The 21,495-nt window shown below is 70.9% G+C and carries 19 protein-coding genes and 2 pseudogenes; 14 read left to right on the plus strand and 7 right to left on the minus strand.

What is annotated here, in order from left to right; all coding sequences use genetic code 11:
• Positions 1-242: 242 nt before the first annotated feature.
• Positions 243-845, minus strand: coding sequence for a TetR/AcrR family transcriptional regulator (locus AB0C35_RS16600; protein ID WP_358456283.1), 603 nt, complete (start codon positions 843-845; stop codon positions 243-245).
• A 108-nt stretch (positions 846-953) separates the two neighbouring features.
• Between AB0C35_RS16600 and AB0C35_RS16605 the strand changes: the two genes are divergently transcribed.
• Complete coding sequence (locus AB0C35_RS16605; protein WP_358456035.1) at positions 954-1,775, plus strand: SDR family NAD(P)-dependent oxidoreductase; 822 nt, start codon at positions 954-956, stop codon at positions 1,773-1,775.
• Positions 1,776-1,847: 72 nt separating this feature from the next.
• On the opposite strand, the gene AB0C35_RS16610 is transcribed toward AB0C35_RS16605, so the two are convergent.
• Complete coding sequence (locus AB0C35_RS16610; protein ID WP_358456037.1) at positions 1,848-2,078, minus strand: EF-hand domain-containing protein; 231 nt, start codon at positions 2,076-2,078, stop codon at positions 1,848-1,850.
• A 255-nt stretch (positions 2,079-2,333) separates the two neighbouring features.
• A complete protein-coding gene (locus AB0C35_RS16615; protein WP_358456039.1) occupies positions 2,334-2,921 on the minus strand; it encodes an SMI1/KNR4 family protein in 588 nt (195 codons plus the stop codon).
• 153 nt (positions 2,922-3,074) lie between these two features.
• Here AB0C35_RS16615 and AB0C35_RS16620 point away from each other — a divergent pair, with 153 nt between their 5' ends.
• The 8 genes and pseudogenes from AB0C35_RS16620 to AB0C35_RS16655 all read left to right on the plus strand — a co-directional run bounded on the left by AB0C35_RS16620 (position 3,075) and on the right by AB0C35_RS16655 (position 10,878).
• Positions 3,075-3,593, plus strand: a complete 519-nt coding sequence (locus AB0C35_RS16620) for a DinB family protein (protein WP_358456042.1) — start codon at positions 3,075-3,077, stop codon at positions 3,591-3,593.
• Between the two features lie 109 nt (positions 3,594-3,702).
• Positions 3,703-4,353 (plus strand): hypothetical protein, encoded by a 651-nt coding sequence (locus AB0C35_RS16625; protein WP_358456045.1) that lies wholly within the window; start codon positions 3,703-3,705, stop codon positions 4,351-4,353.
• Complete coding sequence (locus AB0C35_RS16630; RefSeq protein ID WP_358456048.1) at positions 4,350-5,357, plus strand: nucleotidyl transferase AbiEii/AbiGii toxin family protein; 1,008 nt, start codon at positions 4,350-4,352, stop codon at positions 5,355-5,357. Before AB0C35_RS16625 ends, AB0C35_RS16630 begins: the two co-directional genes overlap by 4 nt.
• Before the next feature lie 29 nt (positions 5,358-5,386).
• Positions 5,387-5,458: pseudogene (locus AB0C35_RS16635) on the plus strand (DUF664 domain-containing protein); the annotation flags it as partial.
• Positions 5,459-5,600: 142 nt separating this feature from the next.
• Positions 5,601-7,283 carry an AMP-binding protein gene (locus AB0C35_RS16640; RefSeq protein ID WP_358456051.1) on the plus strand — a complete coding sequence of 561 codons (1,683 nt, stop codon included), beginning with the start codon at positions 5,601-5,603 and terminating at the stop codon, positions 7,281-7,283.
• On the plus strand, positions 7,280-8,917 hold the full coding sequence (locus tag AB0C35_RS16645) for an AMP-binding protein (protein ID WP_358456053.1): 1,638 nt from the start codon (positions 7,280-7,282) through the stop codon (positions 8,915-8,917). Before AB0C35_RS16640 ends, AB0C35_RS16645 begins: the two co-directional genes overlap by 4 nt.
• Before the next feature lie 150 nt (positions 8,918-9,067).
• On the plus strand, positions 9,068-9,898 hold the full coding sequence (locus AB0C35_RS16650; protein WP_358456056.1) for a helix-turn-helix transcriptional regulator: 831 nt from the start codon (positions 9,068-9,070) through the stop codon (positions 9,896-9,898).
• 350 nt (positions 9,899-10,248) lie between these two features.
• Positions 10,249-10,878 carry a TetR/AcrR family transcriptional regulator gene (locus AB0C35_RS16655; RefSeq protein ID WP_358456059.1) on the plus strand — a complete coding sequence of 210 codons (630 nt, stop codon included), beginning with the start codon at positions 10,249-10,251 and terminating at the stop codon, positions 10,876-10,878.
• Between the two features lies 1 nt (position 10,879).
• Here AB0C35_RS16655 and AB0C35_RS16660 read toward each other — a convergent pair whose 3' ends face one another.
• Together AB0C35_RS16660 and AB0C35_RS16665 are read right to left on the minus strand one after the other, a co-directional pair.
• Positions 10,880-12,136, minus strand: coding sequence for an amino acid deaminase (locus AB0C35_RS16660; RefSeq protein ID WP_358456061.1), 1,257 nt, complete (start codon positions 12,134-12,136; stop codon positions 10,880-10,882).
• Positions 12,137-12,901 carry an ABC transporter permease gene (locus tag AB0C35_RS16665; RefSeq protein WP_358456063.1) on the minus strand — a complete coding sequence of 255 codons (765 nt, stop codon included), beginning with the start codon at positions 12,899-12,901 and terminating at the stop codon, positions 12,137-12,139.
• 86 nt (positions 12,902-12,987) lie between these two features.
• Here AB0C35_RS16665 and AB0C35_RS16670 point away from each other — a divergent pair, with 86 nt between their 5' ends.
• On the plus strand, positions 12,988-13,809 hold the full coding sequence (locus AB0C35_RS16670) for a polysaccharide deacetylase family protein (RefSeq protein WP_358456066.1): 822 nt from the start codon (positions 12,988-12,990) through the stop codon (positions 13,807-13,809).
• Here AB0C35_RS16670 and AB0C35_RS16675 read toward each other — a convergent pair.
• Positions 13,799-15,979, minus strand: coding sequence for an MMPL family transporter (locus AB0C35_RS16675; protein WP_358456069.1), 2,181 nt, complete (start codon positions 15,977-15,979; stop codon positions 13,799-13,801). The genes AB0C35_RS16670 and AB0C35_RS16675 overlap by 11 nt on opposite strands.
• 213 nt (positions 15,980-16,192) lie before the next feature.
• Between AB0C35_RS16675 and AB0C35_RS16680 the strand changes: the two genes are divergently transcribed.
• The 3 genes from AB0C35_RS16680 (at position 16,193) to AB0C35_RS16690 (ending at position 19,102) form a co-directional block, all read left to right on the plus strand.
• Positions 16,193-17,491: a sensor domain-containing protein gene (locus AB0C35_RS16680; protein WP_358456071.1), complete on the plus strand. Its 1,299-nt coding sequence runs from the start codon at positions 16,193-16,195 to the stop codon at positions 17,489-17,491.
• Entirely contained in the window at positions 17,455-18,099 is a 645-nt protein-coding gene (locus tag AB0C35_RS16685; RefSeq protein WP_358456074.1) for a response regulator transcription factor, read from the plus strand. Before AB0C35_RS16680 ends, AB0C35_RS16685 begins: the two co-directional genes overlap by 37 nt.
• 97 nt (positions 18,100-18,196) lie before the next feature.
• Positions 18,197-19,102 (plus strand): hypothetical protein, encoded by a 906-nt coding sequence (locus AB0C35_RS16690; protein ID WP_358456076.1) that lies wholly within the window; start codon positions 18,197-18,199, stop codon positions 19,100-19,102.
• On the opposite strand, the gene AB0C35_RS16695 is transcribed toward AB0C35_RS16690, so the two are convergent.
• Complete coding sequence (locus AB0C35_RS16695; RefSeq protein WP_358456079.1) at positions 19,077-19,850, minus strand: enoyl-CoA hydratase-related protein; 774 nt, start codon at positions 19,848-19,850, stop codon at positions 19,077-19,079. The genes AB0C35_RS16690 and AB0C35_RS16695 overlap by 26 nt on opposite strands.
• 519 nt (positions 19,851-20,369) lie before the next feature.
• Between AB0C35_RS16695 and rho the strand changes: the two are divergent.
• Positions 20,370-21,482 (plus strand): annotated as a pseudogene (gene rho, locus AB0C35_RS16700) (transcription termination factor Rho); the annotation flags it as partial.
• Positions 21,483-21,495 lie beyond the last annotated feature (13 nt).

The following is a 21,495-nucleotide window of genomic DNA, read 5'->3' on the forward strand; positions in this document are numbered from 1 at the left end:
CGTTGCGCGGTCTGTGCTCGCCACTTGCAGCAATGGTTCGGTCGGGTCGGCCCAGCGGTGTCACGAACCACTCATCTCCTTGGCCGCAGGGACGTGGTCGTCGTGAGAGCCGGGTCACGGCTCGGCGCCAGCGGCTTCTCCTCGGCGACCCCGCATGTGGGGGTGCAGGTCCGCCAGCCGAACGACGCCCTGGCCACGCTCGAACCCGCGTCGCTTGATCAGCGCCGTCCGTTCCGTACGGCTCAGGAGGCGAATGCGCGGAGGGTGATCTCCACCAACGCGTCCGCGTACTCAGGGGTGAGTGGTCCCGATCGGTGGAGCCAGCGCTGGTAGAGCGGGGCGTACAGCACCTCTAGGACCAGGTCGAGGTCGGCGTCCGCGGCCAGTTGGCCCGCCTGCTGGGCACTGCGCAGCCGCTCCTTCTTGGCCTCGTCCACGGGGCCGGCCAGCTTCTCGCGGTACTGGGCCGCGAGAGCGGGGTCGCCGATGATCTCCATGTTGAGCGCCCTGATGGGCGCCTCGAAGGCCGGGTCGGCGAATTCGGCGACGGTCGCCCGCATGACGGTCTTGAGGTCGGCCTCCAGGTCACCGGTGTCGGGGAGCCGCATGCCCTCGTCGGTTTCGCTGAGCTCCAGGAACGAGTCGAAGATCACCGCGCCTTTGGACGGCCACCAGCGGTAGATCGTCTGCTTGCCCACTCCCGCCCGCGCCGCGATGGCCTCGATCGACACCTTGGCGTACCCGAGTTCGGAGACCAGATCGCGTGCGGCACCGAGGACGGCCCGCCGGGACCGCTCACTGCGCCGGGCCGGGTTCGGCTTTCCAGGGTGCGACACGGTCGGAATCGTAACACCTAGCGAGACGAGACGTTCCGTCTTGACTTCACCAGGGACGTGACGCATACTCCTACGAAACGAGACGAACCGTCTCGTCTCACGTGAGGGGGAGATTGCATGACGACTGCGAGAGTTTGGTTCATCACCGGCGCGTCGAGGGGTCTGGGCCGGGCGTTCGCCGAGGCGGCGCTCGCCGCGGGAGACCGTGTCGTGGCCGCCGCGCGTGATCTCGGCCCGCTCGCTGATCTAGCCGATGCCCACCCGGACCAGCTCGTTCGGTTGACGCTGGACGTCACCGATCGGGCGGCCGTCCAAAAGACGGTGGATCAGGCCGCGGCGGCGTTCGGCCGGCTCGACGTCGTGGTCAACAACGCGGGCGCGATGCTGCTCGGCATGGTCGAGGAGGCGGACGAGGAGCAGATCCGCGCGCAGTTCGACGTCAACTTCTTCGGCGCGGTCTGGGTGGCGCAGGCCGTGGTCCCGCACCTGCGGGCACAGGGCTCCGGCCACATCCTGCAGGTCACCTCGATGGGGACCGGTGGCGGGGTCGCGTCCGCCGGGTTCTACGCGGCGAGCAAGTCGGCGCTCGACTCGCTGAGCCAGGCGCTGGCGATGGAGGTGGCGCCGTTCGGGGTCAAGGTGACGATCGTGCAGCCGGGCGGATACGGCACGGACCTGTTCAAGCGCGGCACCACGATGACCGAGCCGCGCACCGAATACGAGCCGCTACGCGTCCAGCTGGCCGAGATGTGGGGCGAGGACGCCGGTCCCGATCCGAGCACCGCCGCTCCGGTGATCATGGAGTTGGCCGACCTGGCGGAGCCGCCGCTGCGCCTCATCGTCGGCAGCGCCTCCTACGACATGGTTCAGCAGATGGACGAGGCCCGCACGGCGCAGTACCGCGCCTGGGAGCATCTCAGCCGCAAGGCGCCGGGCTGACCTGCAGTGCGGTCTCACCAGGCGTTGCGACAGGGACGGGGGCGGAGGCGAACACCCGGACGCGGGCGCTCGTCACCGGTCCCAGGCGACGAGGAACTCCGCCAGCGAGATGCGCCCGTCGGCGTCTCCGTCGCGCTGGTCCGCCGCCTGGAAGATCGAGTCGAGCTCGTCCGAGGTGACGTCCTCTCCGCGCCCCTTCATGGCGGCGGTGAACTCTTCACGGGTGATGTAACCGTCGCCGTCGCGGTCGAACTCTTTGAACGTGGTGGTCGGGTCGAGATCGGCCATGACGAGCCTTTCCATGCGCACTTATAGGACAGGCAACATCGAAGCACGATCTTGTGTCCTGGCGGGCCGAATTCTCCAATGCGCACACTCAGGGCGAGGATCGGCAGGTCGTCGCAGCGGCGCCCACCAGGGCGTGCACCTCTTGCTCGGCCGCCGGTTCAGGTCCGGTGGCGAGCGTGGCGTCCACGCCGGCGAGCCCGCCACCGGAGTCCACATCCCGTCGCCGGAGCCGATGATTGTTCCGTCGGGGATCGAGCAGAGTGGCGGTGGCTATCCGTGCCGGTCGAATCTGGCGGCGGTGAACGCCTCGAAGTCGGGTTGCCTGGACTCCAGGTCGTCCTCGTCCTCGTCCTCGTCTTCGCCGTTAGGGAAGCCGAACTTCTCGTGGTCGCCGATGAGCAGTGCGTAGACCACATCGGCGAAGCCGCAGGTCAGTGGCGGGCCCTGGTCGTTGTGCCGGGGCCAGAAGATCAGCGGCCAGGATTCGGGGTCTTCGCCCTCGGTCAGCCAGCCCAGATAATCTCCGTGCGCGGTGTCGGCGACCGGCAGGAAGCCACCCGGCTCCGGCCACACCGGGAGGCGGAACTCTTCCGGGAAATCGGCGCGCAGCGTGCGGTACCCGTCGCGGGCCCGTGCGGACTTCTCCGGCATTCCGTATCTTCCCGATCGGCCCGGCGGGAAGAACTTCAGCCAGCCCGCCCACACCCCGGCGCCGTAGTGGTTGATCAGCTCCACGTACTCGTTCGGCAGCCGGGTGCCCACGTCCGCGAAGACCGCTTCCCAGCCGCGTTCACCGATGTAGCGAGACTCGGGTGGTGGGACCAGGCTCAGGAGCGTGTCCAGTGCGGAATTTCCCATGCCGGGGATTATGGCGATCACCCATGACAATGTCCCCGATTCCCTGGACAGAGGCGGTGGACGACACGTCTGGCGACCGCGCCGGGTGAGCCAGGCCTCCGGGAGCGCTAATTTCGTTGACCGGCCGATGTTCCGCGGCGAGGATCGCCTTCCATGACATGGACGGCACCTGCGGTCGATCGCGGCGACTTCCCGAGCGGCGACGACGAGCGGACATCACTGGCGGCGTTTCTGGATTTCCATCGCAGCACGCTGCTGTCCAAGTGCAGCGGGCTGACCGGTGAGCAACTGGCGTCGAAGCCGGTGCCGAGCACGAGCCTGAGCCTTCTGGGACTTGTTCGGCATCTCGCCGAGAACGAGCGCTGGTGGTTCCGTCGCAGATTCGATCAGGACGAGGCGGTCGCCGACCTGTACTGCAGCGACGAACACCCCGACGGTGACTTCGATTTCGCGGACGCGGCCGATGCCGAGGCCGACTTCGCGACATATGCCCGCGAGGTCGATCTGGCACGCCGGACGGCGGCGGGTCGGTCGCTGGACGAGGAATTCCCCGGAAGGGGCGGCACTCTGACTCTGCGCTGGGTGTACCTGCACATGTTCGAGGAGTACGCACGCCACAACGGTCATGCCGATCTGCTGCGCGAAGCCATCGACGGCACCACCGGCGAATAAAGCCTGGCGCTGACGGGTGACGTCGTCCGCGCCGTCCTGCGCGATGTCAGTGGCGTTCGGCAGAATGAGCGGCGAGTCAGTACAGGGGCGGAGCGATTGCAAGGGTGCGGTGAAGGACTTCGCGGGCGTGTTCGAGACCCATCTGACGGTGCTGCCCCCGAGCCCGTCGGAGGACGGCGATGAGGTGATCCGCCGGTGGGCGGCGCGCCACGAGATGAAGTACACCAGGATTCTCCTGGAGCGAGGCAGAACCCCCGACCAGCCGATGCTCAGTTACCGCGGGCCGGGGGTACTCACCATGCAGCAGGCGCAGGCGCGGGAGTGGGTGCAGCGGCTGCGCGTGGAGGGGGTCGGCGTCACCCGGGTGAAAATCGAGGCGGCGCCCTGGAACGCGGACGTCCCGCAGACCGCGCAGGAGTGCGCGGCGCTGCCGCCGGAGTGCTACTTCGAACACCACGTGAAGCTGGTTCTGGCCGGTGCGGACGAGCTGACCGAGGTGCGGGAGCTGGGCCGGAGCCACGCGGCGCACCTGTCGTGGAACGCACGCCGGATGGTGGGCGGGGGCCGCCATGAACGCTTCGTCACCCAGCGGTGCCGGCGGGTCGGCCGTCCGGAAGCGCGCCGGAGACTGACGGCCCTGCTGGACGATCTCGCCCGAGCCGGGCACACGCCCGTGGAGGTCGAGGAGGAGTTCGTGGTGCACGACGACAACCCGGGCATCGACGCCGGGTGGGCCGGCGGCCCGGAGACCGGTACATGAACGGCGACCGGGAGAGCTCGGCGCGGCGCCGCGCGGCCCACCGCGCGGCGCTGGATCATGTGCTGGGCCTCGTCGCGGGTGCCGAATGGTGCGCGAGCCTGGTCCTGCGCGGCAGCATGAGCATGTGCGCGTGGGCGGGGAACCTGGCGCGCGAGCCGGCCGACCTGGATTTCGTGGTGCTTCCGGAATCGACCTGGCGTCCTGATGAACTGGATCCCTATCCCTATGTGGACCGGTTCGACGTCGTCCAGCAGTGGCCTGAAGCCGCCTGGGGCGCGACTGAGTACGACATCTGGATGGACGGGGAGGAAGAGTTCGAAACGCGCGGGCTGCATCCTCGTGTCTCCCCGGACGGTCTGCACTGGGAGATCGACGCCACGCCGGCGGCCCCGCCGTATGGTGACCTGCTCGACCTGCTGCGGCAGCGGCCGAGAGCGGCCCCGGACGTGATGATCCAGGCGGACCACGCTCAGGTGGACGGCGACTGGGGATATGCCTACAACGACGCCGGCGGGGATGAAACCGCCGGGAGCCGCGTGATCATCCCGTGGCGGGCGGAGGGACTGCCCCCGGGGCAGGTGCAACTCGACTTCGCCGCGGACGAGCGGCTGCCCGAACCCCCTGTGTGGAGCCTGGTGCCCCGTGCGGACGGCCGCGCACCGGCGGTCCTCAGGACGGCGAGCCGGGAACTGTCGCTGGCCTGGAAGCTGCTCTGGCTGCAAACCGATGCCGCGACCGGCACGAGATCGCGGTCCAAGGACCTGTACGACGCCGTCTTGCTGGCCGAAGACGATCGCACCCGGCTCGCCCCGCACCTCCTGCGCACGGTTTTCCGGCGGCGGGCCACCGACGACTTCGAACTGGAAGCCATCAGGCTCGAGGACACGGACTGGGCGGCATTCACGGCCGAGCATCCCCGCGTCCACGGAACCGCCCGGCAATGGCTTCAACGGCTCGGCACGGCCCTCGCGCCGATGCTCGCCGTCCGCGACGAGACCGACTGAAGACGATCTTCGCGGACGAGGTACCGCTGGAGGAGTACGCACGCCACAACGGCCACGCCGACCTGCTGCGCGAAGCCATCGACGGCACCACCGGCGAATAGTCGCCTCCGGTGCGCCTTCGTCGCCAGCGGGTAGGGGGCGGGCAAAGGATCGCGCCGGTACCCCCGTTCGGGGGTGGCGTGGGTCACTCGGTGTGGCGACGATTCGTTGTACCGGGTGTCCGTGCGGCTTCGAGGAGAGACCATGCCCGCAGTCGAGTTCCGTGCGGCGCGCGACTTCCTGCTCGCGCATCGCGATGACTACGCGACCGCGTACGAGAAGTTCCGCTGGCCGGTCCTGACCGGCTTCAACTGGGCGCTGAACTGGTTCGACAAGATCGCCGAGAGCAACGACTCGCCCGCGCTGTGGATCGTGGAGGAGGACGGCTCGGAGGCCAGGTACTCCTTCTCGCAGCTGTCGCGGCGGTCGAACCAGGTGGCGAACCTGCTGCGGCGGTCGGGGGTGCGGCGCGGCGACCGGATCATCCTGATGCTCGGCAACCAGGTCGAGTTGTGGGAGACGGTACTGGCCGCGATGAAGCTGGGCGCGATCCTGATCCCGAGCACGCCGCTACTGGGCACGGCGGACCTCCAGGACCGGCTGACGCGCGGCAAGGCGCGCCACGTGGTGGTCGGCTCGGGCGACACGGGCAAATTCGACGGTGTCGAGGGCGAGTACACGAAGATCGCCGTGGGCGGCGCCGTGGACGGGTGGGTGCGCTACGCCGACGCCTACGAGGAGGCGGAGTCGTTCACGCCCTACGGCCTGACGATGTCACAGGACACGCTGCTGCTGTACTTCACGTCCGGGACGACGGCGAAGCCCAAGCTCGTCGAGCACACGCACGCGACCTACCCCGCCGGGCACCTGTCGACGATGTACTGGATCGGGCTGCGGCCCGGGGACGTCCATCTGAACATCTCGTCGCCCGGGTGGGCGAAGCACGCGTGGAGCAACTTCTTCGCGCCGTGGAACGCAGAGGCGTGCGTGTTCATCTTCAACTACACGCGGTTCGACGCGGACCGGCTGCTCGACACGATCGAACGGTGCGGCATCACGAGCTTCTGCGCGCCGCCGACGGTGTGGCGGATGCTGATCCAGTCCGATCTGGGACGGCTGGCGACGCCGCCGCGGGAGGTCGTCGCGGCGGGCGAGCCGCTCAACCCCGAGGTGATCGAGCGGGTCCGGGACGCGTGGGGCCGGACGATCCGGGACGGGTTCGGGCAGACCGAGACGACCGTGCAGATCGCCAACACGCCGGGCCAGCCCGTCAAGCCGGGCTCGATGGGACGCGCCGCGCCCGGCTACAGGATCGCGCTGATCGATCCGCTGACGGGGCAGCCTGGCGAGGAGGGCGAGATCTGCCTTGAGCTGGAGGACCGTCCGCTCGGGCTGATGAAGGGCTACCACGGCGACGACGCCCGCACCGAGGAGGCGATGGCCGGCGGCTTCTACCACACCGGCGACATCGGCTCCCGGGACGAGGACGGATACATCACCTATGTCGGGCGGGCCGATGACGTGTTCAAGGCGTCCGACTACAAGATCTCGCCGTTCGAGCTGGAGAGCGTGCTGATCGAGCACGAGGCGGTCGCGGAGGCCGCCGTGGTGCCCTCGCCCGACCCGGTCAGGGCCGCCGTCCCGAAGGCGTACATCACGCTCGCGAACGGCTGGGAGCCGACCGCGGAGACCGCGAAGTCGATCTTCGCGCACAGCCGGGCGCAGCTGTCGCCGTACAAGCGGATCCGGCTGCTGGAGTTCGGCGAGCTGCCGAAGACGATCTCCGGCAAGATCCGCCGCGTCGAGCTGCGGGCCGCCGAGATCGACAAGCACCCCGGCGCGGACGACCGCCCAGCGAGTGAATTCCGCGAGGAGGACCTGCGATGACGCTCTCGTACGCATCCGGCGTCTCGGCCACCCCGCTGCTCGGCGACACCATCGGCGCGAACCTCGACAAGACGGTCGCCGCGTTCTCCGAACGGGAGGCGCTCGTCGAGAGGACGTCCGGCCGCCGCTGGACGTACGAGCAGTTCGCCGACGATGTGGAGGCCGTCGCGCTCGGCCTGCGGGGCCTCGGCGTCGTCAAGGGCGACCGGGTCGGGATCTGGGCGCCGAACTGCGCCGAGTGGATGCTCGTGCAGTACGCCACGGCCAAGCTGGGTGCGATCCTCGTCAACATCAACCCCGCGTACCGGGTCCACGAGCTGGAGTTCGTCCTCAACCAGGCGGGCATCCGGACGCTGGTGGCGGCGTCGTCGTTCAAGACGTCCGACTACGCGGCGATGATCGAGGAGGTCGGGCCGAAGTGCGCCGCGCTTCAGGACGTGGTGCTCATCGGCGCGCCAGAGTGGGACGCGCTCGTCGAATCGGGCCGGGCAGGCGACCCGTCCGTCCTCACGGAGATCGGGTGGACGCTCAGCACCGACGACCCGATCAACATCCAGTACACGTCCGGGACGACGGGCTTCCCCAAGGGCGCGACGCTGTCGCACCACAACATCCTGAACAACGGCTACTTCGTCGGCGAGCTGTGCGGCTACGACGAAGAGGACCGCATCTGCGTCCCGGTGCCCTTCTACCACTGCTTCGGGATGGTGATGGGCAACCTCGCGTCGACCAGCCATGGCGCGTGCGTCGTGATCCCGGCGCCGACGTTCGACCCGAAGGCGACGCTGGAGGCGGTAGCGGCCGAGCGCTGCACGTCGCTGTACGGGGTGCCGACGATGTTCATCGCCGCCCTCGCCGAGCCGTCGCTGGACGGGCTGGACCTGTCCGCCCTCCGCACCGGGATCATGGCCGGGTCGCCGTGCCCGGTCGAGGTGATGAAGCAGGTCATCGAGCGGCTCGGGATGAGCGAGGTCGCGATCTGCTACGGCATGACGGAGACGTCGCCGGTGTCGACGCAGACCCGCGCGGGCGACTCCCTCGACCGGCGCGTGTCGACGGTCGGGACCGTCCTCCCCCACCTGGAGATCAAGGTCGTCGACCCGGCCAGCGGCGTCACCGTCCCGCGCGGCGAGCCCGGCGAGTTCTGCACACGCGGCTACTCGGTGATGCTCGGCTACTGGGAGGAGCCGGACAAGACGGCCGAGGCCGTCGACGCGGCCCGCTGGATGCACACCGGCGACCTCGCGGTCATGGACGACGACGGCTACGTCAACATCACCGGCCGCATCAAGGACATGGTCATCCGGGGCGGCGAGAACATCTACCCGCGCGAGATCGAGGAGTTCCTCTACACCCATCCCGACATCGTGGACGCGCAGGTCATCGGCGTCCCGGACGAGAAGTACGGCGAGGAGCTGATGGCGTGGGTGCGGCTGCGCGAGGGTGTGCCGGACCTGACCGCCGGGCAGCTGCGGTCGTTCTGCGAGGGCAAGCTGGCCCACTTCAAGATCCCGCGCTACGTGCACGTCGTGGACGAGTTCCCGATGACGGTCACCGGGAAGGTCCGCAAGGTGCAGATGCGCACCGAGGCCGTCGACATCCTGGGCCTGGACGACCCGACCGATCACACCTGAGCGAAACGAAGCGCATCCGGGTGGTCGCCGCCCACACCGAACCCGGCTGACTTTTGGGGTGGGCGGCTCTTTCGTGACGGGTCTCGGGCGGGGCATCCTCTGAGGATGGGTGCGCCTACGCCGGGGGGCCTCAAGGGTCGTCCCCCCAGAATGTCGCGTGATGACGCGGGTGCCGTCCGGTCGGCGGTGCTGACGTTGCAGCGCACGACCGGTCTGCCCATGGTCTTCGGCGGTGCCGTGTCCGGCGGCGGGCAGGACCGCCTGCGCATCACCGAACTGGTCGGCAACACCACCGACTCGCTGAACGGCCTGGTCGTCCACCACGGCAACGGGCTCGGCGGCAAGGCGATGGCCATGGGACGCCCCCTGTGGGTGAGCAACTATCCGTGCTCGGCGTCGATCAGCCACGACTACGACAAGCCCGTCGGCCGCGAGGGTCTGCTGTCGATCGTCGCGGTCCCGATCGTCGTCCGCCGGCGGGTCCGCGGCGTGCTCTACGGGGCGCTGCGGGAACCGCTGTCGCTCGCCGACCGGGTGGTGGGCTCCGCCGTCCAGGCGGCCCGCGACCTCGAACAGGACCTCGCCGTCCAGGACAGGGCGGACGAGGCGCTCGCCCGCACGCCGCCGGGCACGTCGACGGCCCGGTGGGAGGAGGTCAGGGCCGTGCACGCCGAGCTGCGCGCTCTGGCGGAGGAGGTCCGCGACCTGCCGACCCGCGACCGGCTCCGCGCGGCGTCGCTGCGCCTGGCCGCCGCCGGGCTGGACGATCCGGACGAGTCCCCGCGGCCCGTGCTGACGCCGCGTGAGCTGGACGTCCTGTCGTACGTCGCGATCGGCTGCACCAACGCGGAGGCCGCCGAACGTCTCGGCCTGCTGCCCGAGACGGTGAAGAGCTATCTGCGTTCGGCGATGCGCAAGCTCGACAGCCACACCCGCCTGGAAGCCGTCACCACCGCCCGCCGCGCCGGCCTTCTCCCCTAGACACCAGCGGTCCCCGACGGCCGCGGTCTTCTTGACGGGGCAGGCTCCACCGACCGGAGGGAACCGCGGGGCCGCGCGGTCTTCCGGTGGATCTGGCCCGGCGACGGGGTCAGCGTCGCGGGTGGCGGACGTCGTCCAGGACAGATCGGCCCCCGTGGCGCACTGCCTGGACGGAACGGTCACCACTCGCCGGCTGCGCCGGGCCGTGATCGCACGGCCGTCCCGCCTCGTTCCCGGGCAGGGACGTCCGGCCCCCGAATTGCACTGGAACCGTAACACCTCGGCGAACAAGGTTGTTCATGGTTAATCGATTTCGTCATGCGCCACGAGCCCGTTGATACCTTGTGGGGGTGGACTCCGACGGCTTCACCTCGCTGCCGCGCGGGCGCCATCACCTCACCCGCGAACAGGTCGCGGCCTCCCAGCGGGACCGTCTGCTCCAGGGCATGACGCAGGCGGTCGGGGAGAAGGGATACGCCCGCACCTCCGTCGCCGACGTGCTGAAGCGGGCGCACGTGTCCCGCGAGACGTTCTACGAGCATTTCACCGACAAGCAGGCGTGTTTCCTCGCGGCCTACGAGGCCGCGGCGGAACGCATCATGGGCGTCGTCAACGACGCGCTCGCGGCCCGCGACCAGCCGCTGATGCAGCGGCTGGAACGTGCCCTGCGCGCCTACCTGCGGGAACTCGCAGGCGACGCGGGCGCGGCCCGCACGTTCCTGCTGGAGATCTACGCGGTCGGGCCCGCCGCGACGACGCTGCGCTACACGGTGCAGCGCGGCTTCATCGAGATCATCGACGGGCTGCTGGAGGAGGACGAGCGGTTCCGCTCGCTGCCCGACCCGCAGTTCGCGTGCCGGATGCTCGTCGGCGGGGTGGCGTCGCTGGTGACCGGGAAGGTCGCGATGGGCCAGCACGCCGCGCTCCCCAAGCTGTGCGCGCCGATCCTGGCGCACTTCAAATCGCTCCTCGACCAGTGAGTCAGAACCACGTCCTGACGTAGTCGACGACGGCGGGGTGTTCGGCGCCGGCGTCGTCGACGACCGGGATCATCGTCCACTTGTCGAGCGCCGTGCAGGGGTGCGACGGGCCGAGCCTGACGACGTCGCCGACCTCGGCGGAGCCGCCCACGAGGTAGGCGTGCTGGTCGTTGAGCGCGGTGATCCGCGCGCCGTGCACGGGCTCCGCGCCTCTGCCGCGGACGAGCTGCGGCTCGGGCAGTCCCGCGTCGAACGACAGGTCGCGCCTGCCCGCGTCCAGGATCGCGAGGCCGGGTTCGGGACGGGACAGGACCCGCGCCCACCCGTGCATCGCCGAACGCAGCCGCGACCCGGCGCCGCCCGCGCCGCGCGCGAACGGCGAGATGCCCCGGTAGAAGCCGTCGTCGTGGACGATGTACGCGCCCGACCGCAGCACGACCCGCCCTTCGAGGCCGCCGAGGACCTCCGCGACCTGGTCGAAGAACGCGCTGCCGCCCGCCGACACGACCGGCTCGTCCGTCTCGTACTCCAGGCCCCCGTACAGGTTCGCGAGCCGGCGCAGGTAGGCGTCGATCGTGCCGCGTCCCTCCTCGGACGCGTCGTGGGCGAGGGCGCCCTCGTAGCCGACGACCCCGGCGAGCCGGAGCGTGCGCGCGTCCCTGACGGCGCCGGCGACCGCGCGGGCGTCGCCGTCGTCGCGCACGCCCATGCGCCCGCCCGGCCCGCCGAGTTCGACGCAGACGTCGACCTGCCGCTGCGCGCGGGCGAGGCGCAGCGCCTCGTCCATCAGCTCCACCGCGCGGACCGAGTCGACCCAGCACTGGAACTCGAACTCGGGGTTCAACTCCAGCTCGGCCGCCAGCCAGGCGAGACCGGCGGGGTCGAGGAGTGTGTTGGCGAGCAGGACGCGGCGGACGCCGAACGCGCGGGCGACGCGGAGCTGCGGAAGGTTCGCGAGCGTGATGCCCCACGCCCCGGCGTCCAGCTGCGTCCGCCACAGCGCGGGGGCCATCGTCGTCTTGCCGTGCGGCGCGAGGTCCAGTCCGGCCGCGTCCGCCCATTCCGCCATCGTCCGGACGTTGTGGTCGAGGGCGCCGGCGTCCAGGGTCAGCAGCGGCGTCCCGAAGTCGTCCAGCGGCAGCCGCGCCCGGCGGGCCTCGCCGACCGTCAGCCCGTGCGCGGACGCCGGGATCGCCTTGAACCGCCAGTCGAGCCGCTCGCCGGCGAGCGCGTCCACGGCCTTGCCGTCGATTCCCACTTACGACCTCCCGTTCGAGACTGCGCCGTGCAGGCGGCCCGTCGCCACCAGTTCCAGTGTGACGAGGACCGCGATCGACTCGATGGCCAGCAGCCCGATGAGGACGAGGAGCTGGATCGCGCCCGCCTCGACCGGGTCGGCGCCGCCGAGCAGCACCCCGACGAACGCGCCCGGCAGCGTCACCAGCCCGACCGTGCGGGTCTGGTCGAGGGCGGGGTACAGCGCGAGCGCGGCGGCCGGGCGGCACACCTCCAGCGCCGCGTCCCTGGGCATGAGGCCGAGCGCGAGCCCGCCCTCGTACTCGCCGCGCCGCGTGGTCAGCTCGTCCAGCGCCCGGCGGCCGGTGAGCCCCGTCGCCGTCATCGCGCCGCCGATGAAGATCCCCGCGATCGGCAGCACCGCCACCGGACGCGACGGCACCAGCGTCGAGGCCAGCAGCAGCCCGAGGACCGGCGCGACCCCGGCGGCGATCGGCAGGACCGTCCACCGCCCCGACCGGACGGCCGAGCCGGTGATGCGCTTGCCCGCGGTCGCCGCGGCGACCACGACCATGCCCGCGATGAACACGGCCGTCCATCCGGCGCTGCGCAGCACCGCCGCGATGAGCAGCGAAACGACCGTGAGCTGCACGGCGGCCCGCGCCGAGACGACGAGCATGTCGCGGCCGAGACGGAGATCACCCAAGTGGACCAGCAGCGCGGCCGAGACCGCGAGCGCGACGAGGACCAGCGCCAACACCGGCCCGATCTCGGGCGCCGCGCTCACACGTCCGCCGATTGCACCGATTGTGATCCCATAGCGCTCTCCTACCCGCTTAAAACACCGATAGCGTGGGGCTTGTGGAGGTTGATGTGGCAGGTGGGACATCCCGCCGCAAGGCTCTCTGGCTGCTGGGTGCGTTCACCGGCCTCACCGCCCTCGGGGCGGACACCGCCCGTCCGCAGGACGGCTCCGCCGCGGCATCGGCGCAGGCCACTCCCCGTGCACGGCCGGTCATCCATCCGACGCCGACGCCTTCCCCGACACCGACTCCCCGTGCCGCCGCGTGGACGCCGGCGAAGCTGACCGCGGTGGAGACGCCCGTCCGGGAGCTGTCGCAGCTGTCCCCTCCGCCGCCGCCGAAGTCGATCGCGCTGACCCTCGACGACGGCCCGCATCCGGAGTGGACGCCGCAGATCCTCGACCTGCTCGCCGAGGAGAAGGTCCACGCGACGTTCTTCATCGTCGGCGAGCAGGTGAAGGAGTACCCGAAGCTCACCCGCCGCATCGCCGACGCCGGGCACCAGATCTGCAACCACACCGAGACGCACCCGATGTCCATCGCGAGGATGTCGAAGAAGAAGGTCCGCAAGGAGATCGTCGACGCGCACGACCGGATCGCCGACGCCGCCGGCGTCGTCCCGCAGTTCTTCCGGTCGCCGGGCGGCGCCTGGTCCAAGACCATCCTCGACCTGGCGGCCGAGAACGACATGCTGCCGATCGACTGGGCCGTCGACCCGCGCGACTGGGCGCGGCCGGGCGTCGGCCGCATCCGCAAGGCCCTGCTCAAGGGCAAGGACGGCAACATCCTGCTGTGCCACGACGGCGGCGGCGACCGCTCCCAGACCCTCAAGGCCCTGGAAGACGTCATCCCGAAGCTGAAAGAACGCGGCCTGACCTTCGTCACCCTCTGACCACCACGAGCTCACCGGCGTCGGGGGCGGCGGCGGGCTCGGCGTGGGAGATGCGGGGGAGCCAGTCCAGCCAGCGGGGCAGGTACCAGTTCGAGCTGCCCAGCAGGGACATGACGGCCGGCAGCAGGACCACGCGGACGATCGTCGCGTCGATCAGCACCGCCGCCGCGAGGCCGACGCCCAGCTGCTTGAAGTCCTGCATGGACAGCGTTCCGAAGATGCCGAACGTGGCGATCATGATGACGGCGGCGCTGGTGACGACCCCGGCTGTGGCGCGGACGCCCTCGCTCACGGCGCGGGTGGTGTCCAGGCCCCGGTCGTGGGCTTCGCGGATCCGGGAGACGACGAACACGTGGTAGTCCATCGACAGCCCGAACAGGACGACGAAGACGAACAGCGGGATCCATGACTCCAGTGCCCCGGCGCCCGTCGTCCCGACCAGGGAGTCGCCCCAGCCGTGCTGGAACACCGCGACCATCACGCCGTAGGTGGCGCCGACCGAGAGGAGGTTGAGGACGATGGCGCTGACCGCGATGAGGAGGGAGCGGAAGAAGACCAGCATCAGCAGGAACGTGATGCCCATGACGAACAGGAAGACCGGCACGATTCCTGCCTTGAGCTGGGCGTTGTAGTCGGTCGACCAGGCGAGCTGCCCGGTGACGGGGGCCTCGGCGACCTTCCCGACCGTCTGCGGGACGATCCGCTCCCGCAGGGTCTCCAGTGCGTGCTTGGAGGTCGCGTCCGCCCCCGTCCCGGCGAGCGGCACCTCGATCTCGGCGACGTTCGCCCGTTCGTGGACGGTGACCTCGATGGGCTCGTTCATCTCGCCGGACGCGACGGCCCGGCGCTTCAGGTCGCCGATCGCCGACGCGACCTCCGGGGCGTCGATGTCGGCGGCCTTCACCACGACGACCGCGGGGTCGGGGTTGCCGGGGAACGCCGTGTTCAGCCGCGTGTAGGTCTGCGCGATCTCCTCGCCGGGCGGGACCTGCTGGTCGATGCGGAGCCGTTCGGTCTTCATGCCGAGCGCGGGCGCCGCCAGGGCCAGAAGCAGGCCCGCCGAGAGCACCGCCGCGATGCCCGGACGCGCGAGAACGGGCTTCAGCAGCGTCCCCACCACGCCGTCGCGGCCCTCGCGGCGCCGCGGCAGGCGGATGCGCCCGAGGTCGACCTTGTCGCCGAGCAGGGACAGCAGCGCGGGCAGGACGGTCACCGACCCGAGCATCGCGATGAACACCACGAGGATCGTCGCGATCGCGAAGCCCTTGAACAGCAGCAGCCCGGACAGGAACATCCCGGACATCGCGACCATCACGGTGAGGCCGGAGACGAGCACCGAACGCCCAGACGTGGCCGCGGCGATCGCCAGGGCCGTCTCCCGGTCCCGGCCCCTGCGGCGCTCCTCTCGCTCCCGCTGCAGGTAGAACAGGCAGTAGTCGACGCCGACCGCGAGGCCCATCAGCAGCATCACCGAGTTCGTCGTCTGGTCGACGTGCACCGCGTGGCTGGTGACGGCGAGGAGCCCGCCGGCGGCGAGGAACGCGGTGAACGCCAGCATCACGGGCAGGACGGCGGCGAGGAACGCGCCGAAGGCGACGAGCAGGATGCCGAGCGCGAGCGGCACCGCCGTCATCTCGGCGCGCTTGAAGTCCGCGCCGAGCGCCTCGTCGAACCACGCGTCGGCGGTGGCGCCGCCGAACTGCCCGATCTCGACGGACGGGTTGTCGCGCTGCGCCCGCACGACCGCGTCCCGGATCGCCGGCAGCGGGTCGGGCGCCCCGTCCGCCACCTCCTTCACCGTGAACTGGACGATCACGTGGTGCCGGTCCTCGGACACGACGTCCGGCCGCAGATCGGTGATCTTCCCGGTGGCCCGGACGTTCGCCCGCACGGCGGCCGCGGCCCGGTTCATCTCGGGCGACCCCGCCGCGTGCGTCCCGCCGGAGATCAGCACCGTCTCCTGGTCGGGGTCGGCGACGCCGGCCGCGGAGATGATCTGCGCGGCCCGCGCCGACTGCCCGACGCCCTGCTCGTGGTCCTCCATCGTGATCTGGCCCGCGGCCCCGCCGAGCACCGAGGCCAGGACGACGAACGCGAGCCAGCCGAGAATGGCCGTCAGTCGGTGCCGCGCGCTCCATCCTCCGAGCGCGGCGGCGAGATTCCGTTTCATGGGGGTCCCCCGGTGTCGTCGAATGCGAGCTGACACCCATGGACGGTATGGAGGACGCCTCCGCCGCGACATGGCTCTAAACGGCGTCCCGACGGTGCACTCAAGTACACCCCACCTTCGGGTTGCGGGCACACTGTGCTGAAGGGCGCCTGCCAGAAGACTGGAGTCCAGACGGCATGTGACCTGCGGAGGACCCCGGTGAACGGTGAATTGGTGAACGAGACGCGACTGCAGCGGCACGTGAGGTCCCCGGGGCGGGGGCTGGCGTTCATGCTGCTGGGCATCCCGGCGACGCTGGCGGGCCTGTGGTTCATCACGGTCATCTCGATGATCACGAGCTTCATCGGGGTGCTGCTGTTCCCGTCCGCGACGATGCTCATGCGCACGCAGCTGGACGCGTACCGCACCCGGATCAACAAGTGGACGAACGTCAAGATCGAGCGGCCCTACCTGCCCGAACCCCCCGAGGAGCCCGGCCTCAACGGCATCGTCAAGCGGTTCGTGCGGCTGCTCACCGACCCCGCGACGTGGCGTGACTACCTGTGGGTGGTCGCCGACCCGGTGGTGGTGATCTTCACTGCCGCGCTGCCCGGCCTGCTGATCCTGTACGGGCTGTGGGGGTACGCGCTGGCGACGTTCGCCGGCGGGATGATCGGCCACTACGGCGGCAGCGACTGGTACACGTGGATCCACATCGACGGCGGCTACGACCGCGACCCCGAGCGGATCGCGTCCACCGTCGTCGTCGCCACCGTCTGCATCGCCGCCGGGTTCGCGATCGCGCCGAAGATGATGGCCGTGTACGGGCGCTGGGGCAAGGTGATCCTCGGGCCGACCAGGAAGTCGGAGCTGGCGCTGCGCGTCCGGCACCTCACCGAGACCCGCTCGGAGGCCGTGGACGCGTCCGCCGCCGAACTGCGCCGCATCGAGCGCGACCTGCACGACGGCGCGCAGGCGCGGCTCGTCGCGATGGGGATGACCCTCGGAGCGATCGAGCACCTGCTCGACAAGGACCCCGAGAAGGCCCGGTTCCTGCTGGCCGAGACCCGCGCGTCGTCGGCGAAGGCGCTGCACGAGCTGCGCGACCTCGTCCGCGGCATCCACCCGCCGGTGCTCGCCGACCGCGGCATCGGCGACGCCGTCAAGGCCCTCGCGCTCGACCACCCGCTGAAGACCGAGGTCACCGCGGACCTGCCCGCGCGTCCCGAGCCGCCGGTCGAGTCCGCCGCCTACTTCGCCGTCTCGGAGATCCTCACCAACGCCGCCAAGCACTCCGGCGCGTCCCGCGTGTGGGTCGACCTGCGGTACGAGAACGGGATGCTGCGGATCACCGTCACCGACGACGGCCGCGGCGGCGCCACGATGGAGGGCGGCACGGGCCTGCGCGGGATCGAGCGCAGGATCGGTACATTCGACGGCGTCCTCGCCCTCAGCTCACCGGTGGGCGGCCCGACGATCGTGACCATGGAGCTGCCGTGCGCGTTGTCATCGCCGAAGACCTCGCCCTCCTGAGGGAGGGACTGGTCAGCCTGCTGGAGACGCACGACTTCGAGATCGCGGCCGCCGTCGACAACGGCCCCTCGCTCCTGAAGGCACTGCTCGACCACCGCCCGGACGTGGCGGTGGTCGACGTGCGTCTGCCGCCGTCGTTCACCGACGAGGGCCTGCAGGCGGCGCTGGAGGCGCGCCGGCAGGTCCCCGGCATGCCCGTCCTGGTGCTGTCGCAGTACGTCGAGCAGCTCTACGCGCGCGAACTGCTCGCCGACGGCAGCGGCGCCATCGGCTACCTGCTGAAGGACCGGGTGTTCGACGCGGCGCAGTTCGTGGACGCGGTCCGCCGCGTCGCCGCCGGCGGCACCGCGATGGACCCCGAGGTCATCTCCCGGCTCGTCGCCACCAGCACCCGCGACACGCCGCTGGGCCGCCTCACCCCGCGCGAGACCGAGGTGCTGGAGCTGATGGCGCAGGGACGCTCCAACGCCGCGATCGCGGAGCGGCTCGTCGTCACCGAACGGGCCGTGACCAAGCACACGGCGAACATCTTCGCCAAGCTCGACCTGCCCGTCACCGGCGACGACAACCGCCGCGTGCTGGCCGTTCTCGCCTACCTCAACCGCTGAGCGGGCCGCCCGCGGCTTCCCTCTGCGCCATATCGGCCTATCCGGGCCCGCGCCGGGTGAAATATGTTGCTCGGCGAGATGGCCCCGGGAGGGCGCGATGACGGTGATTCTGGTCCTGCTCTGCTTGGCGATCGCCGGGCGCGAGCTGTATTCGGCGTTCGAACGCAAACGCACTCCCGGCGCTCCCGAGATCGCCGACATCCGCACCCAGCTCCGCGCGCTGAAGGGCACGCGGGACGAGCTGGAGGGTTTCCGCGCGTCCCAGCGGGAGCGGCTGGACCGGCTGACGCGGGAGCAGGACCGCGACCGCGAGGCGCTCGGCGAGGCCGACGCCCGCATCCGGTCGCTGATCGCGCAGATCAACGACCGGATGGTGCCGGACGTCAACGACCGGCTGAACCGGCAGCGGGAGGCCGCCGACCTGCAGCGCGCGGCCGTGGAGCGGCTGGCCGCCGAGGTCGCCGGGCTCCGCGCGCACCTGGTCGGGCGGCTCGACCAGGCCGTCGCCGCGTCCCTCGGCGCCGCCCCCGCCGACATGGTGGCCGGGGCCGTCGTCGCCCGGCCGTCCGCGGTGCGGCCCTCCCTGACCGGCCCGTACGAGCGGTTCGCCGAACGCCACGGGCTGCGCGTCGAGCTGACCGAGGCGTCCACCACGAGTGACCGCTACTACCTGTCGGGGCACAGCCCCCGCGGCCTGGAACGCGAGTTCACCGACCTGGTGCAGGAGCTGAGCGGGAACTGCGCGGACTCCGTCGAGAAGGCCCGGCCGCTGCTGGACGCGCTCCGCGACACCGACCGGGGCGGGATCCAGCTCGGGCCGCTCGTCATCGTCCGGACACCGGAGTCGCTGGTGTGCGGGGTCCTCCCCCTCGCCGAACTGCTCCGCCCCGAAAGCGCCGCGCTGCTGGACGACCCGGAGACCGCGGCCCGCCGCCTGCACCGGCTCCCCCCGGGCCGCTTCTGCGACGTGACCGCGCTCAGCGGGTCGGGGCCGTCCAGGTGAAGCCGGGCGGGCGGCGCTCCAGGAACGCGGCGATGCCCTCCTCGACCTCGCCGACGGCGGCCATCTCCTCCAGCCACCACCGCGTCCTCTCCGCGACCGGGCCGGCGGCGACGATGGCGTCCACGATGTCCTTGGTCGCCCGCTGGGTGAGCAGCGACCGGGACGCGAGGGTCTCGGTGAACTCCGCGACCCGCCCGCGCAGGCCGTCCGCCGGGACGACCTCGTCCAGCAGCCCGATCCGCAGCGCGTGCCCGGCTCCGACCAGGTCCGCCGAGTACAGCAGGTACTTCGCGGCGGACGGGCCGACCAGGCGGACGAGCCGGGTCGTCGCCGCGGCCGGGTAGACGAGGCCGAGCTTCGCCGGGGTGATCCCGAATTGGGAGCCCTCCGCCGCGAACCGCAGGTCACAGGCCGCGGCGAGCTGGCAGCCGCCGCCGACGCAGTACCCCTCGATCGCCGCGAGCGTCGGCTTGCGGAACGCCGCGAGGGCCCGCTCGGCGACCGTCGACAGGTGCGAGTCGTCGTCGCGGTGGATGTCGGCCAGCTCGCCGATGTCGGCGCCCGCGCAGAAGTTTCCGCCCGCCCCGGTCAGCACCACGACCCGGACGGCGGAGTTCACGGCGAGATCGTCCAGGATCCCGGGAAGCGCCCGCCACATGTCCGCCGACATGGCGTTGCGCTTGGCCGGCCGGTCGATCGTGATCGTCGCCACGCCCTCGGCGACCTCTGTGTGCAGCCCGGCGGCCATCGTCCCCCCTATGCTTCGACGCGGCTCATCGTACGAAGCTCAGTTCGCCGGGACCACAGGGGGACCACCCGCATGAAAATGGTCACCGACCTCCGGGAATGCGAAACCGTCCCGGAGTGCTGTACTGTCGAGACAACGTCTTCGAGTTGCCGCGATTCGCGGCGAGGGCGCTTCTTCCCCGCCCGGGCCATCTGAGAGCTCGGTGATCTCCGGTTCGGTACGCGCGCAGACCGGCGTTTCGGACCGCCGCACAAGGGAGTCGACGTCAGCCCGGTGAACGGAGCTGCATCTCTCACATTTCTCTCGCGTACGCGCCGCGGGTTCCGCCGCCGTACTCGGGATTCGACCCCGGGCCGCGCGGAGTGTTCCGCACCGGCCTGAGAAGGGACCCACATGTCCACTTCCACCCTCACCACCGAACGGCCCGCCGCAGAGCGCCGCGCCGATCACAAGTCGCAGGCGCACGGTGTGCCCGCCCAAGGGGCCCGCAAGAGCGGGCGCCAGGGACGGCGCCCCGCCGACGACGCGCCCGTCGTCCCGTTCCACGGCATCCTCGCCGTCCAGGACAAGCACGCGTTCGTCCGCACCTCCGGCTACCACCCCGGGCAGGACGACGTGCACGTCTCCCTCGCCCAGGTCAAGGCCGACAACCTGCGTCCCGGCGACGCCGTCACCGGCACCGCGCGGCCGCCGAAGTCGGGCCGCGACAAGTTCGCCTCCCTCGCCGCCGTCGAGACCGTCAACGGGGTGTCGCCCGCCGAGGCGGCGCATCGTCCCGAGTTCGGCAAGCTGACGCCGCTGTTCCCCGACGAGCGGCTGCGGCTGGACACCGGGCCGCTCGCGACCCGCGTCATCGACCTGATCGCCCCGATCGGCAAGGGGCAGCGCGGCCTCATCGTGTCGCCGCCGAAGGTCGGCAAGACGATGGTCATCCAGGCCCTCGCCAACGCGATCGCGCAGAACAACCCCGAGGTCCACCTCATGGTCGTGCTCGTCGACGAGCGGCCCGAGGAGGTGACCGACCTGGAGCGGTCGGTGCGCGGCGAGGTGATCCACTCGACGTTCGACCGTCCGGCGCAGGACCACACGGCGCTCGCCGAACTGGCCGTCGAGCGGGCCAAGCGCCTCGTCGAGCAGGGCCACGACGTGGTCATGCTGCTCGACTCGATCACCCGGCTCGGCCGCGCCTACAACCTGGCGGCCCCCTCCAGCAGCCGCATCCTGGCCGGTGGTGTCGCGACGACCGCGATCTACCCGCCGAAGAAGTTCTTCGGCGCCGCCCGCAACATCGAGAACGGCGGCTCGCTGACCATCCTCGCCACCGCCCTCGTGGAGACCGGGTCCCGCATGGACGACGTGTTCTTCGAGGAGTACAAGGGCACCGGCAACATGGAGCTGAAGCTCGACCGGAGCCTCGCCGACCGCCGCATCTTCCCCGCCGTCGACATCGAGGCGTCCGGCACGCGCCGCGACGAGCTGCTCATGTCCCCCGAGGAGCTCGCGCTCTCCTGGCGGCTGCGCCGCGCCCTCCAGGGGCTCGACCGGCAGCAGGCCGTCGAGCAGCTCCTGGAGAAGATGAAGGGCACCTCGTCCAACGCCGAGTTCCTCCTGCGCCTCCAGCAGACGACCTGACCGGCCCCGAGCC

The organism is Spirillospora sp. NPDC048819 (genome assembly GCF_040650055.1).
Taxonomy (GTDB): domain Bacteria; phylum Actinomycetota; class Actinomycetes; order Streptosporangiales; family Streptosporangiaceae; genus Spirillospora.